Origin of the sequence: Clostridium merdae (assembly GCF_900176635.1) — a bacterium.
Lineage (GTDB): Bacteria > Bacillota > Clostridia > Oscillospirales > Acutalibacteraceae > Faecalispora > Faecalispora merdae.
Genome location: NZ_FXLN01000004.1, coordinates 533819 through 547400, shown reverse-complemented (window position 1 = coordinate 547400; position 13582 = coordinate 533819). Strand labels below are relative to the sequence as shown.

The following is a 13582-nucleotide window of genomic DNA, read 5'->3' as shown; positions in this document are numbered from 1 at the left end:
AATTCCTCCTGTTTCAAGTTTATTTTGCTTTTATCACGCACACCCGCGCAGAAGAAAGATTGAGCGCCGTAGTCACCGCGTCTATAATATCTTTCTGCACCGCCGGCTGATTTCCGCCCTCACATACAACGACTACCCCCTTCACGATCGGCTCGACCTCTGTTACTGCCAGCGCCTGTTGCGAGCCGTCGGCACCCTTCACCAGAATGTACTTGGTCTCACGGCTGTCATTTGCTTGGTTTTTCACCGTAGCGTTTGCCGCTTGATCCTGCGTGTTCTGCGAGGTCTTTTTTTCTTCTGTTGCGTATACATACTGCGTATTGCGCTCCAAAGTAACAAGCACCTTAACAGAACCCGCTCCGTTAATACTGCCGATTAGCTCGGTTAGACTTTTCTCCACCTGCTGTGAATATGCTTGCGCGGTGGTTTTCGTGGGTTCTTCCTGTGCAGGAGCATTGGTCGTCCTTGCATCTCGGTTTTGAAAAACACCCGAAAGAAAAATCATAGCAATGCCTGCAAAGCCCAGTATTAAAATAATCTTGCGCCAAACATCGTTTTCCGCGAGCTTTTGAATCCAGGAACTCTTCTCTACTCTTTCCTCTTTTTCACGAGCCATCGGCTGTCACCTCCGTTGTTAATCCCAATTCCTGCTCAAGCAGCTTTTTCGTTTCCTGTATCCTACTCAAATCCTTCTGGTCAAGGCTGACAAACACTTTAGTAATTGATATGCGGCCGTCCTCGTTTGTATCCATACTCAGAGCAACATTTTTACAAGGAATTCCCTTCTCGGCAAGAGAGGCAATTACAACGGTACGAACTGCTGCCTGTGCGGCATCTAGCGTTTGTTTGTTTACCGTATTCTGGTACTGAACATTTGGTAAAGCACTGTTTTCTTGCGCGAAGGCCTGCACATCTGCCTGCTTTGCAAGCTTACCGATTGGCACTAAAATACTGCAAATAACAAACGCACCAATCACTAAGCGCGTTACCTTCTCCATACTGCCGCTCGGCATTAAGTATTGTAAGATTCCGGCAGCCAGTGCGGCTAATACAATAACGGATGACCATTCCCGTATTCCACTCATGTTACCGAACCTCCCATCGCCAGCATCATAACCGTTGAAATCATGAGTATGACCAAGCAGCAAATGATAATGGAGAGTAAAATTTGGATTACCTTCATAGAGGAGCGAAGAAGTGTGGTAATCTCTTTTAATTCAAAAATATCCCCCGCTGCCGCACAGGCTGTGAGGGTGAGCAACCATATAAGGCACTCAATTGCCGCCGGTAGAAAAATTGCCCCCGTTGCCAATAAACCAAATGCGCCCACTCCCGATTTGAGAAGCTTCACGCAGCTCTGCACACTTCCAATTGCATCGCCGAGTGCGCCACCAACCACCGGAACAAAAGCACTTACCATAAAACGGATGGTTTTTGCACCAGCTCCGTCCGCTGCAGAGGAGACCACCGTTTGCATTGTCAACAAACCCGAAAAAATGGTCATACAAAAGGTAAGTATCCACTTCACCGTTTTACTAAATAAATCGCAAAGCCCCCCTAAGTTCATGGCAGGTGACACTGCCGAAACAACGGAAAAGGCCAAGAAAATATTAAGTAACGGGACCAAAAAAGCAGAGGCAATTACCGAGATAACATTGCCCGCACCGAGCATGAGCAAATTATATGAGCCTGCGGAGATGGGCTGCCCGCCTGCAATCATAATTCCGGTAAGAATTGGAATGCTGGCGAGTAAAAATCCGGCTGCCCCTTTTATGACAAACGCTACGTTTTGTATACAGCTTACAATAGGCTGTATCACCACGGTGCAGATGCAAAGGGTACCAATCATACCAATGACTCCACTCAAAGGCCGATCCCCAAAGCTGAGCTTCATACCATTCATTAGCGCGCAAAGAAGAATCACCGCTAAAACCGATAATAGCGCTCGCATGGGGGCATTGCTTTGCTGGCGAGCCGTTGCGCCAATCTGTTCAAATATTTTCTCAGGTGTTAGGTTTATAATACTCTGCCAATCCGGCGAAGAAATGCCAAGGCTGTCCATCCATTCCCGAGTCTCGGGCGGAAGCTCATCGGGCAAATCAGCTGCACCGCTGTTTTCGTACTGCTGGCGGTACAGCTCTTCTTGTGAGACCGACTGCGCATTAACTGGGATAGTAAAGAAGAACAGAAGTAGAAATAGGCAAAATAGTCGATAGATAATTTTTTTCACACTCTAACCTCCTATCAGCGCGAGCGCCGTAGAAGCTATTTTTTCAAACAAAGGCAGAGCCAAAAGTACTATGCACAGTTTACCTGCCAGTTCTACCTTAGAGGCCAATGCACTTTCTCCTGCATCCCGGCAAGAATCTGCCGCGAATTGAGCTAAAAAACAAATACCAAGTGTTTTGAATAAAATAATTCCATATTCCGAGGGTAATTGTGTAGCAGTGAGCAAGCTGTTAATTTGGCGTATAGCCGGAACAATGTTCGCTAAAATTTGAACCAGAATAATGACGCCCGCCGTGATGCTGACAACCACCGCATATTCTTGATTATACCGGCGCAGCATCACAGCAATGACTGCGGAGACCAAAGCGAGGCCGGCAATTCCTATCACATTCATAGCAGTTATAACCCAAAGATGGACTTGATTGTTTTAAACAGAATGTCAATCTGTTCGATCACCATCATCAAAACCACAATCAGCCCCGCTAAGGTAGTCATCATTGCCTGCTCTTCACGCCCGGAACGAATTAAAAGCTGGTTCAGTACGGCTACTATAATCCCAATCGCCGCGATTTTGAAAATCAAATCCACATCCATTTCTTCATCCTCCGTTTTAACTCAGCAGGAGTGCCGCCGCGATACCGCCAAACAGCCCCAGCATAAAATACAGCTTTGCTTTCTTGTCTTTTTCTTCTCTTGCGTGGGTAAGTGCATTGCTGATAAAGCCAATATACATTTGGCAGTGTGCAAGCTGCCCTTCGGTGTCGCTTGCGCCGAACCCCAGGCCAAAATCCCGTATGTACTCTATGTCTTGCCGGTTCAGCCCGGTGGTTAAAAGGCCGTCGTCCATGCCGTGCTTCCATGCCTGAGGGAAGCTTTCTCCCTTATGGCAGTACTCGGTGCATAGTGCAAGGAACTTCTGGCTTTTGCCGTGCTTCTCAATAATTCGTTCCACCGGCAGCCTGGAATACCGAATCTCTTCTCTGGTAAGGCAAAGAAAGGAGTAGAATGCCTCCAGCTCCCTTACCCTCGCACCCAGCTTACGCGATTCCATATAGCCCGCTAGAATACAGGCTGCCATGACCGATAGAATCCCGATTAATTTGACCAAGAAGCTCACCCACCTTGTAAATTCCTTTGATTTTTCCGGGTCTAGCCGCACAATCGAGCAGAACAACGGTGTGAAATGCCCCGGTTTCCATTAGCCGGCGAATCTGACGGCGGCGCAGCAGCTCACCGGCCTCCGCTGCATGTACGCTTACAATTAATGAAACCCCTGCATTCACTACCTCTTCTACGGCGGCAGTCTCTTTTTCACTCCCAAGCTCATCGCAAAGAATCACTTCGGGGGAAAGCGCCCGTATTGCCTGAAGAATTCCCTGGCTTTTGGGGTAGCCATCCAAAATATCGCAGCAGCAACCAAGGTCGTTTTGTGCATCTCCCCGGTACACGCCCGCCAACTCGCCGCGCTCATCAACCACTGTAATCTTTCGCGGTGGCAATGCACCGCCGCCAGCCAATTGGCGTGCTAAATCACGCAGTATGGTGGTTTTCCCCGTGGAGGGCGCCCCCGCCAGAAGAACGCCCCGCACAATCTCCTCCCCCAACAAAGCCAGAATCTCATCTGCCGCGCCAGAGATTTGCCTGGCTATACGAATATTAAATGAAGAAATATCTCTAAGGCCGGTTACTTGCCCTTCCTCCAGAACAGCCGTACCACAAACTCCTACCCTGTGCCCTCCCTTAATCGTGAGGAACCCGTTGCGAATTTCATTTTGGTGCGTATAAACAGAATAGTTGCAAAGGCAACGAAATGTTTCTTCCATATCTTCCCGGAACACAGGAATCCCATCTTCCGCCTTTCGGCTGATTCCATTCCCCGTAACAAAAAAGCTCTGAACACCGTTAAAAACAGACAGCGGCAGATTCACCCTCATGCGAATTTCTTGCACCGATTCTTGCAGATGCGCCGGCAAAGCGGCTAAAACTGGCCTAAGCCGCTGACAGACAGGCTGTATTGCGGTATCAAATGAATTGATATTTTTTAAATTCATGTTACTTGTCCTCCCTTTGTAACATAAATATGGACAAAGCGTTTCGATTAGAACCTAAAATCATTGCAATAATAGAATCGTTTGCTCTATTTTTATAGAGGCGTTTTAGGCCTCTTTCAGAGAATATATTCAGATTAAAGTGTACAAAGACAAAAGTGATATTGTATATCAGCCTTTAATCATCTATAATATGTATTAAGAATTGAGCAGAGGAGAGATTTATTATTTTGAAAAAAAGAGTTGCAATAACTGCTTTAAGCACCTTGATTCTTGTTGTTTTTTGTGGTTGTTCTGTTATTACTGCATTTTCAACGGCTACTTCCAGTCATCAAGAGTCTTCAAGCTATGAAGAACCGGCGAAACAGGAAGAGGATTCGTATCAGCTTGCCAAAGTGGAAGTTTACTCCGCAAAAGATGACCGATTAATTAAAACCATTGATGATAGCGAGCTACTCTCCAAACTCAGTGAAGAGAACGAAGTAGCGGATGATGCGGATAAATTAATGCAATCCACACCAGAAAACGGCGTTCCTTTATACAATTTTGTAGCATATAAAGTACCAGTTGCGAAAATTACGAATCAAAAAGCAGAGAAAATCTTCACAATTACTATATTTGAAAATAGTAATTTAATACGAACAGAGGTCGCCAGTGAAGCGATAAAATCTTTTCCGATTCCTTCTCAATACCTAACTTTTTATGAGGAAGTATCCAAAGAAAAAATAAACTTTTTCCTTTCTCTGGCAAAAGAACCGTAATCAAAATAGAACAAAGAAAGACCTCCCTATGTTTAATTAGGGAGGTCTTTCTTTGTTCTATTTTTAGAAATATCATTCTTCGGATTCTTTTATCATATTCAAAAAGTCTTCTTCACTTAAAATAGGGATATTTAGTTGTTGTGCTTTCGTAAGCTTACTGCCCGCATCTTCCCCTGTAATCACGTAAGCAGTTTTTTTCGAAACGGAGGATGAAGTTTTGCCACCATAACGCTCTACCAGCTCAGAAGCCTCTTGGCGAGAAAGTGTGGGAAGCGTACCGGTTAAAACAAACGTTTTACCAGCCAGCCGCAAATCCTGCGCAACACTTTGCGCTGTCATATTCACTCCTGCCTCTTGTAGGCGGGAGAGAAGGTGCACCGTACCCTCTAAAGCAAAATAAGCACGCACGCTTTTTGCCATAATCGCGCCAAAGCCTTCAATTGCCGCCAGTTCTTCTTCCGTAGCTGCAGTTAGCTTTTCCATAGTATGAAAGTGACCCGCAAGCAGCTTAGCCGCTTTGAGACCAATGTGAGGAATGCCTAAAGCATAAATCAAGCGATACAAATCATTCTGCCGGGAGCGCTCTACTGCTGCCACAAGATTTTGTGCGGATTTTTCACCCATTCGCTCCAGTTCCTTTACCTGCTCCATCGGCAGAAAATAAAGATCCGCAGGGGATGAAATCAATTGCTTTGCAACAAGCTGCTCCAATACAGCCGGGCCAAGCCCATCCATATCCATTGCGTCACGACTGGTAAAGTGAATTAAATGCCTTAATAGCTGTGCGGGACATTCCGGATTGGTACAGCGGGTAGCCGCCTCGTTATCATCCCGCACGGCAGGGCTGCCGCAAGCGGGACACTCCTGCGGAATATAGTAAGGCTCGCTGTTTTCATCATGAGAAACAACCGATACAACCTCGGGAATGATGTCGCCCGCTTTTCGGAGAATGACCGTATCGCCAATTCGAATATCCTTTTCGGCTATAAAATCTTGATTATGCAGGGTGGCGCGGCTTACCGTAGTTCCGGCGAGAGTGACCGGCTCAAACAAACCCGTAGGGGTTAGAACACCTGTTCTACCAACATTAATTTCAATATCAAGTAGCTTCGTCGGCTTTTCCTCCGGCGGGTATTTAAACGCTTGTGCCCATTTTGGGAACTTAGAGGTACTGCCAAGCCGCTGCCGTTGTGCAAAAGAATTTACCTTTACTACCGCGCCATCAATGGAGTATTCGAGGGTACCGCGCATGTCTCCAATTTCACGGATGGCATTCAGAACCTCTTGCAGAGTACCGCATATACGGTAAAATGGCGTTGAGGGGAGACCAAGCTTTTTCATATATTCTAAGGATTCATCGTGATAAGAAAGCTCTGCGCCTTGCACCTGCTGAACATTAAACAGAAAAATATCGAGCTTTCTTTTCGCAGCGATACGCGGGTCCTTCTGGCGCAGAGAGCCTGCTGCCGCATTGCGGGGATTTTTAAACGGCTTCTCCTGGTTTAGCTCCTGCTGGGCGCAAAGCTCCTCAAAAACACTGTGAGCCATATAAACCTCACCGCGAACTTCCAAGAATTCCGGTGCGTTCTTTAGGCGTTTTGGCACACTGCGAATGGTGCGAATATTTTCAGTCACATCTTCCCCTACCAAACCATCGCCGCGGGTTGAGCCACGCTCATATATGCCATTGCGGTATTCAATTGCAACGGAGAGTCCGTCAAACTTTGGTTCCACAATGTAAACGGGGTCTGGCACTACGGCACGCACACGCCGGTCGAAATCCGCCATTTCTTCCTCTGAGAAGGCATCCTGCAAGCTTTCTAGCGGAACTGTGTGAACTACCGGTGCAAACAGGTTCATTCCCTTTGCTCCTACCTTCTGAGTGGGGGAGTCTGCTGTAATCAGCTCAGGGAACTCTGCCTCCAAATCCTCAAGCTGGCGGTATAGGCGGTCATATTCGTAGTCTTCTATTTCAGGAGCATCTTGCTCATAATATCTTTGATTATGGTATTGAATTTCTTGCCGCAGTTTGGCGGCTTCTTCCTTGGCTTTTATAACATCCATTTTTTATCCTCCCAAATACAACTGCGGTACTTCGCCAACAATAACCGTTTCTGCGACTAGAACGCTGGTGGTTACATCGGTAGCGGTATGAAGACCCGGAATAAAAGAATATATTTCGGTATGTAGCTCCAAATAAATTTGGTGGCGTGTCTGGTTAATCCCTGCGGATTCAAATTTTGTTTTAAAATCTGATTCAACATTTCCCTTTAGCGTTACAACCAGGGGGATATCAGGGCCGCGCCCATGTAATAACCGGCTGCCCAGAAGGGTACCTAACGGAACCGAAGTATTGATTTTACTGGCATGCAGGTTCTTCTGTACCGTGTTGGTGATTTTGGCTTTAATCTCATTGGTTTTTGCCATATTCGTTGTTATTGTTTGCACTTTGCCTTGAGAATCTCTCTGCAAAGAGATTAGGTCCTCATAGGTTATATTATCCGCATTCAGTTCTTCCAATACACTTTCATTCATTGCCGATACCGCAGTTTGCCGGGCAGAGTTAACCGTGAGGGACTCAACCGCAGGTACTAACTGAATATCTAAGTAAACGCCCAAAGCCAATGCTCCTATTAAAAAAAACAGAAGCTTGCCTCCGGCAAAACCATTCCATTTTCTTTCACCGCGGTAAGGCGTATTTGCGGGGCAATATCTATTCCAGCGTTTCATCTTGTTTTCCCCCATTGTGCATTCGTTATATAACCTACATATCGAAACTCTTGCCTACCGATACAAAGCCAATCTTGGCTTATTTCTGAAGAGTTCCTTTATAAAGCAGTTGACTATATAATACACAGGGGATTTTCGAATGGTGAATTATTTCTGCAAAAAGGGCACAAAGAAAGCATAGCCTCTTTGTGCCCCAATTCTTTAATTTAATAATAAGGAACTTTTAATTATTCCTCGTTAGAAGAATTCTCTTCTGTCTCGGAAGCTTGCTCCTCAAGGTAAGCACGAATCGACAGGCTCACACGATGCTTGTCAAAGTCGATATCGGTAATCTTCGCATTTACCTTATCACCAGTCTTGAGCGCATCCTGCGGCTTCTCAATTCTGTGGTCAGCAATCTGAGAAATATGGATGAGACCATCAATACCAGGAATGATTCTAGCAAACGCACCGAAAGTGGTTAGGCCAACAACCTGAACCTCAACTGTGGTGCCCACGGGATAATCGTTTTTCAGAATCTCCCACGGATTGTCCTGTTCCTTCTTGTAGCCAAGAGAAATTTTGCCCTTCTCTTTATCAAGGCCCTTAATATAAACGTTGATGGTATCGCCAACATTTACAACCTCAGAGGGGTGCTTAATGCGGTTCCAAGAAAGCTCAGAAATATGAACCATACCGTCGATGCCGCCCAAATCAACAAACGCACCGTAAGCGGTAAGGGATTTTACAACACCAGTAAACTCCTTGCCCTCTTCTGCAGTCTCCCAGAACTTGTCTGCAAGCTCTTTTCTCGCGTCCTTCAAAACGGAACGAATGGAGCCAACTGCACGGCGGCGCTGGCGGTTTACTTCGATAATGCGGAACTTAACTTCTTTCTTCAGCAATGCTTCCAACGGATCATTGCGGGAGGCAGTAGCCTGAGACGCAGGGATAAATACGCGCACGCCATTGGTTACAGCGATAACACCACCCTTGATAACCTCAGTGACAACACCGGTAAGAACTGTTTCGTTTTCTTCCGCCTCGGAAATGGTCTCCCAGCCCTTAACAGCATCCAAGCGCTTTTTGGAGAGCATGATGGTGCCTTCCTGGTCGTTGGTACGCATGATAAGCAAATCAAGCTCATCACCCATTTTCACCAAATCCTCTGTTTTTGCGTTCGGATCTGCCGAAAGTTCAGACAACGGCACAAAGCCAGCCTGCTTGCGTCCAACATCTACATAGATCTCATTGGGAGCAATACCGACAACAACGCCACGTACCTTCTCATCTGTATTTAAACTTTTTAAAGACTCTTCGAGCATCTCCTCAAAGTTATATTCAGCAGACTCCTGCTCTGTGAGACCCGCGCCTTCAATAATTTCTGTCATGGTATCAAGTACCTCCTTTATTATGCTTGCGGGTGTAGAGGCACCCGCAGTAATACCGATAGAAAAGGCCTTTTTCACGGCCTGCGAAGGAATTTCCTCCGCGGTTTCAATCAAGTAAGTAGTGCAACTCTGCGCACAGACATCCCTAAGCTTGGCCGTATTAGAGCTGTGCCGCCCCCCGATAACCAGCATCAAATCCGATTTTTTAGCAAGATTTGACGCTTCGGACTGCCTTTGAACAGTTGCATTACATATTGTAGCAAAAACGTCTGCATTTGTACATACCTTTTTTAGGATTTGCAAACAATTTCCCCATTCCTCCAAGCTAAAAGTGGTTTGGGCAATCACACAAACATTCTGCTTGGAAAATTCAGGGTGTTTTTCCAGTAATTCTGTTAGTTCTCCTGCATTACGGAACACATAGGGCGGTACAGTGCAGTACCCTATTACACCCTCAATCTCAGGGTGAGAAGCATCACCGGCAATGAGCACGGTCTGCCCGGCTTCACATGCACGGGAAACGATTTTGTGAATCTTGCGAACAAATGGGCAGGTTGCATCCGCGCATGCCAGCTTCCGATTTACAATATCATCCTGAATCGATTGAGCCACTCCGTGAGAACGAATGACAATCGTTCCTCCCGTAGGAACCTCTTCCGGTGAACTTACAATTTGCACTCCACGTGAATCCAGCTCTTGCACCATTTGTGGGTTGTGAATAATTGGGCCAAGCGTATAAACTTTTTCCCCCGCATCCAACAATGAGAAAACCATTTGCACCGCTCGGTCTACTCCAAAGCAAAACCCAGCCGATTTAGCAATTTGGATTGTCATTCCGAGCTCTCCCCTTTCAGGGCTTTGGGAACAAGAGCGGGGTCTCTTAGCTCCATAATTTTATTCATAACCAAGCGACTTGCCTGGCGGTATTCTGTGCCCGAGCCTTTTTCGATTTGGAGCTGTTCGGGTGTAATCAGCGGTCCGCACACAACATCAACACGGTGAAATAGGCGCGGAATAATCCCCTTGTGCCCCGTAATGCAAACCGGAAGAATGGATGCGTTATTTTGAAAAGCCAGCATAACCGCACCGGATTTTGGCTGTAAGAAAGCACCGTCCTTGGAACGCGTACCCTCAATAAACAGGCCTACCACCTGCTCCTGCTGGAGCAGCTCCTGTGCACGGTTCAGAGCAGTAGAATCCCCTTTGCCGCGGTGTACTGCAAAAGCACCCACATTACGAAAAATCATACCTAACAACGGGTTTTTAAACAGCTCCGCTTTTGCCATAAAATTAATTTGCCGTTTCCCTACAACCGCAGTCAACAAAATGGGGTCCTTAAATGTAAGGTGATTACAGCAAACAATCACCCTGCCGGTCTTCGGCATATTCTCTATGTTATAAATGCGATATGGCATGAAAATACGAAAAAAAGCTTGTGCCACAGATTTACAAAAAACATATAATGGAGATCGTTTCACGATACTACTTCCTTTCCTAACCGCTCTGTTCGGTTCTATTGGGAGAGACGCTCGTGTATGACAGCTAGCATGCGGTCGATTGACTGCTCTAGTGTTATTCCGGTTGTATCAACCAATATGGCATCCGGTGCCTGCACCAGTGGAGCGATGGCACGGGTGGTATCCTGCTCATCCCTCTGCTTTACATCTGCTAGCACCGTATTAAAATCGGCATCGCCCTTTTCAAGCAGTTCCTTCCAGCGCCGGCGGGCTCTTTCTTCCAATGAGGCAGTAAGAAAAATCTTCACCTGCGCATTTGGTAACACCACGGTTCCAATGTCACGACCATCCATAACCACGTCATTCTGCTTTGCAAGGTTTCTCTGTAATGAGAGTAAGAACTCCCGAACCTGTGGAATAGCTGAAACCTTGGAGGAAGCCGCCGCAACCTCTGGAGTACGAATGGAATTCGACACATTTTCAGTGTCAAGAAGAACCTGCTGTTCACCCTCCACATATTGCAGAGAAACCTGCACGGAGTCCAGCCTCGAAATCACTTCTTCAGGAACCGCTGGGTTTGTCCCCTCCCGTAACATATGAAGTGCAATGGCGCGGTAAAGCGCGCCAGTATCTACATATAAATACCCCAGCCGTTGGGCAACGCGACGGGCGATTGTACTTTTCCCTGCGCCGGCCGGGCCATCAATAGCAATCGAAATCATTCAACTTCCTCCTTCACTGCCTGAGCTGCCAATCTTCCGGTAGCAAAGGCAATCTGCAAGTTAAATCCGCCGGTATAGGCGTCAACATCCAGCACTTCGCCAGCAAAATAAAGGCCGGCAAGCAATTTGGATTCCATTGTTTTGGGGTTAATTTCTTTAACATTCACACCGCCAGACGTAATGATTGCCTCATCAATTGGCCGAAACCCTTTAATATTTATTGTAAATGCCTTGAGTAGTGCGGCAAAAGAACGACGCTGCTCACGGGTAATGGCATTACACTTCGTTTCGGGATTAATGCCGGAGCGCTCCACCAAAACGGGTATCATTTTACGCGGGAGTAATGCCCCTAACGAGTTAATGAAGTCTTTATTGCTGTTCTCTTCCAAATCACGCTGCAATCTGGCATCCAGCTTTTCAAGTGAAAGAGCCGGTTTTAAATCGATTTCAATACGGTATACACCCGTTGCCATTTTGCGCATGTGACTGCTGGCACTCAGCACAACAGGACCGGAAAGGCCAAAGTGCGTAAATAACAGCTCACCAAAATCTTCATAAATGAGCTTATTCTTCTCATAAACCCTCACAGCGGCATTTTTTAGGGCAAGCCCCTGCATTTGCACGCAGTCTCCCCCTTGCTCGACCAACGGAACCAACGAAGGGCGCAAAGTTACAACGCTATGCCCCGCCTGTCGTGCCAAATGGTAGCCGTCACCCGTAGAGCCAGTGCCAGGATAAGAAGCACCACCACAGGCAACAATCACCTTTCTGGCTGAAATTACCGTTGAATCCCTTAGCTGCACACCGTGAACTCCATCATCTTCTATGAGGAGCTTTCGAGCTTCCCCATGTATTATTTTCACATGGTTTTGCTGTAAATAGTGCGTGAATGCCTCAATAACATCTGCCGCACGGTCAGATTGTGGGAACACACGCTGACCACGCTCTGTTTTTAAAGGAACGCCAAGGTTTTCAAAGAATTCCATCGTATCCTGCGACGTAAAGCGAGACACAGCACCATATAAAAAGCGTGGATTTGTCGGCACAGCGGCAATTACATCCTGCACCGTGCAATTATTGGTCAGGTTACACCTGCCCTTGCCCGTAATTCCCAGCTTTCTGCCAAGGCGAGCATTTTTTTCGATTAATATTACATTTAGACCCAGCTCTGCGGCAGTGCCCGCAGCCATTAAACCAGCTGCACCACCGCCAATAACAACAAGATCCGCCTTATTTGTTTGCGTCAACGTTTTTTTCATCCACCTTTTCATAAACACCGTATTCGTCCCAGATATTCTCTAGGCTATGCAGAATTTCGGTGACTTCTTCTTTTTTCTTCATTGTAACCATTACAATCAGCGCATTAATTAGGCTCAGCGGTGCCGCAATCGCATCTACAAATGATGCCATGTTGCTGCGGGCAAGCAGAAGATAATCTGCCGGCTCTGCAAGCGGAGAAAGAGGGCTGTCTGTAATTGCAATCACTTTAGCACCACGATTTGATGCAAAGTGCATTGCCTTTACAGCACGCTTTGAGTACCGAGGAAAGCTGATGCCAATGACCGCATCTGTTTCATTTACGTGAATCATTCTCTCAAATATCTCGGCTTCACTATTGATGTCTACCAATTGAACATTTTCAAAAATCAGGCCAAAGTAATAGGCCAAAAATGTAGCAAGAGCCAGTGAGCTTCTTGCACCTAAAATATAGATTTTGCGGGAATTCGCAATTGCATCTACCGCAGCATAAAAATCCTCTCGAGAGGTTTCTTCCAGTGTACGGCGAATCATGTCAATATCCTGATTCATTACAGACGAAAGAACATCAGAATTCCCCATATTGTTTACGGTAACTTCAATGCGCTGAACTGAGGTAAGTCTGCTGCGAATCATTTCTTGCATTGCTTGTTGCAATTCAGGGTAGCCGCTGTAACCTATCTCTGTTGCAAAGCGCACAACCGTAGATTCACTTACACCAACCGTAGCGCCCAAACGAGACGCCGTCATGTAAGCTACCTTGTCGTAGTGCTCTAAGATATATTTCGCGATCAACTTTTGCCCTTTTGAAAATTCGGGCATATTGTTGAGAATTCTGGCTGTGAGTTGACTATTCATAACCGTGTACTCCTCCACTCTTCGCCTGTGCAAAACCCGTAATTCATTTGCAGCACAGCGCAACTCTTTTATTCATATTAAGGCCTCTGCCTGCAAAAATCAAGAGAAAACTTGCAAAAGCAATGGAAAAAACCGTTTGTTTTTGCAAGA

The 13582-nt window shown here is 46.4% G+C and carries 15 protein-coding genes; 1 reads left to right on the top strand and 14 read right to left on the bottom strand.

All coding sequences use genetic code 11. From position 1 onward, the window contains the following. Positions 1-19 precede the first annotated feature (19 nt). Genes CAN90_RS08015 through CAN90_RS07985 form a run of 7 tightly spaced genes read right to left on the bottom strand, consistent with a single transcriptional unit; the run spans position 20 to position 4280 of the window. A complete protein-coding gene (locus tag CAN90_RS08015; protein WP_085833318.1) occupies positions 20-616 on the bottom strand; it encodes a stage III sporulation protein AG in 597 nt (198 codons plus the stop codon). Next, positions 606-1085, bottom strand: a complete 480-nt coding sequence (locus tag CAN90_RS08010; protein ID WP_085833317.1) for a stage III sporulation protein AF — start codon at positions 1083-1085, stop codon at positions 606-608. The genes CAN90_RS08015 and CAN90_RS08010 overlap by 11 nt, the downstream gene beginning before the upstream one ends. Beyond that, the gene (locus CAN90_RS08005; RefSeq protein WP_085833316.1) at positions 1082-2230 is read right to left on the bottom strand and encodes a stage III sporulation protein AE; all 1149 of its coding nucleotides are present in this window, start codon (positions 2228-2230) and stop codon (positions 1082-1084) included. The genes CAN90_RS08010 and CAN90_RS08005 overlap by 4 nt, the downstream gene beginning before the upstream one ends. Positions 2231-2233: 3 nt before the next feature. Beyond that, a complete protein-coding gene (locus CAN90_RS08000) occupies positions 2234-2623 on the bottom strand; it encodes a SpoIIIAC/SpoIIIAD family protein (RefSeq protein ID WP_085833315.1) in 390 nt (129 codons plus the stop codon). A gap of 5 nt (positions 2624-2628) precedes the next feature. Further along, on the bottom strand, positions 2629-2823 hold the full coding sequence (gene spoIIIAC, locus CAN90_RS07995) for a stage III sporulation protein AC (RefSeq protein WP_009064075.1): 195 nt from the start codon (positions 2821-2823) through the stop codon (positions 2629-2631). A gap of 16 nt (positions 2824-2839) precedes the next feature. After that, entirely contained in the window at positions 2840-3337 is a 498-nt protein-coding gene (locus CAN90_RS07990; protein ID WP_242953604.1) for a stage III sporulation protein AB, read from the bottom strand. After that, positions 3267-4280, bottom strand: a complete 1014-nt coding sequence (locus tag CAN90_RS07985) for a stage III sporulation protein AA (RefSeq protein WP_085833313.1) — start codon at positions 4278-4280, stop codon at positions 3267-3269. Before CAN90_RS07985 ends, CAN90_RS07990 begins: the two co-directional genes overlap by 71 nt. Positions 4281-4507: 227 nt before the next feature. On the opposite strand from CAN90_RS07985, the gene CAN90_RS07980 reads away from it, so the two are divergent. Next, the gene (locus tag CAN90_RS07980; protein WP_085833312.1) at positions 4508-5038 is read left to right on the top strand and encodes a hypothetical protein; all 531 of its coding nucleotides are present in this window, start codon (positions 4508-4510) and stop codon (positions 5036-5038) included. A gap of 72 nt (positions 5039-5110) precedes the next feature. On the opposite strand, the gene ligA is transcribed toward CAN90_RS07980, so the two are convergent. The 7 genes from ligA to CAN90_RS07945 form a co-directional block, all read right to left on the bottom strand. Next, complete coding sequence (gene ligA, locus CAN90_RS07975) at positions 5111-7102, bottom strand: NAD-dependent DNA ligase LigA (protein WP_085833311.1); 1992 nt, start codon at positions 7100-7102, stop codon at positions 5111-5113. A gap of 3 nt (positions 7103-7105) precedes the next feature. Further along, positions 7106-7768 carry a sporulation protein YunB gene (gene yunB, locus CAN90_RS07970; RefSeq protein ID WP_085833310.1) on the bottom strand — a complete coding sequence of 221 codons (663 nt, stop codon included), beginning with the start codon at positions 7766-7768 and terminating at the stop codon, positions 7106-7108. 227 nt (positions 7769-7995) lie between these two features. Continuing rightward, positions 7996-9972, bottom strand: coding sequence for a bifunctional 4-hydroxy-3-methylbut-2-enyl diphosphate reductase/30S ribosomal protein S1 (locus tag CAN90_RS07965; RefSeq protein ID WP_085833309.1), 1977 nt, complete (start codon positions 9970-9972; stop codon positions 7996-7998). Further along, a complete protein-coding gene (locus tag CAN90_RS07960; RefSeq protein WP_085833308.1) occupies positions 9969-10616 on the bottom strand; it encodes a lysophospholipid acyltransferase family protein in 648 nt (215 codons plus the stop codon). The genes CAN90_RS07965 and CAN90_RS07960 overlap by 4 nt, the downstream gene beginning before the upstream one ends. A gap of 35 nt (positions 10617-10651) precedes the next feature. After that, on the bottom strand, positions 10652-11317 hold the full coding sequence (gene cmk / locus CAN90_RS07955) for a (d)CMP kinase (protein WP_085833307.1): 666 nt from the start codon (positions 11315-11317) through the stop codon (positions 10652-10654). Further along, positions 11314-12564: a BaiN/RdsA family NAD(P)/FAD-dependent oxidoreductase gene (locus CAN90_RS07950; RefSeq protein WP_085834319.1), complete on the bottom strand. Its 1251-nt coding sequence runs from the start codon at positions 12562-12564 to the stop codon at positions 11314-11316. Before CAN90_RS07950 ends, cmk begins: the two co-directional genes overlap by 4 nt. After that, positions 12548-13432, bottom strand: a complete 885-nt coding sequence (locus tag CAN90_RS07945; RefSeq protein WP_085833306.1) for a MurR/RpiR family transcriptional regulator — start codon at positions 13430-13432, stop codon at positions 12548-12550. Before CAN90_RS07945 ends, CAN90_RS07950 begins: the two co-directional genes overlap by 17 nt. Positions 13433-13582: the final 150 nt, after the last annotated feature.

What these genes read in the sequence shown, in the direction of transcription:
- CAN90_RS07985 (WP_085833313.1), bottom strand. Translation starts at nt 4,280, where the DNA reads ATGAATTTAAAAAATATCAATTCATTTGATACCGCAATACAGCCTGTC.
- spoIIIAC (WP_009064075.1), bottom strand. Translation starts at nt 2,823, where the DNA reads ATGGATGTGGATTTGATTTTCAAAATCGCGGCGATTGGGATTATAGTA.
- CAN90_RS07945 (WP_085833306.1), bottom strand. Translation starts at nt 13,432, where the DNA reads ATGAATAGTCAACTCACAGCCAGAATTCTCAACAATATGCCCGAATTT.
- CAN90_RS08000 (WP_085833315.1), bottom strand. Translation starts at nt 2,623, where the DNA reads ATGAATGTGATAGGAATTGCCGGCCTCGCTTTGGTCTCCGCAGTCATT.
- CAN90_RS07965 (WP_085833309.1), bottom strand. Translation starts at nt 9,972, where the DNA reads ATGACAATCCAAATTGCTAAATCGGCTGGGTTTTGCTTTGGAGTAGAC.
- CAN90_RS08015 (WP_085833318.1), bottom strand. Translation starts at nt 616, where the DNA reads ATGGCTCGTGAAAAAGAGGAAAGAGTAGAGAAGAGTTCCTGGATTCAA.
- CAN90_RS08010 (WP_085833317.1), bottom strand. Translation starts at nt 1,085, where the DNA reads ATGAGTGGAATACGGGAATGGTCATCCGTTATTGTATTAGCCGCACTG.
- ligA (WP_085833311.1), bottom strand. Translation starts at nt 7,102, where the DNA reads ATGGATGTTATAAAAGCCAAGGAAGAAGCCGCCAAACTGCGGCAAGAA.
- cmk (WP_085833307.1), bottom strand. Translation starts at nt 11,317, where the DNA reads ATGATTTCGATTGCTATTGATGGCCCGGCCGGCGCAGGGAAAAGTACA.
- yunB (WP_085833310.1), bottom strand. Translation starts at nt 7,768, where the DNA reads ATGAAACGCTGGAATAGATATTGCCCCGCAAATACGCCTTACCGCGGT.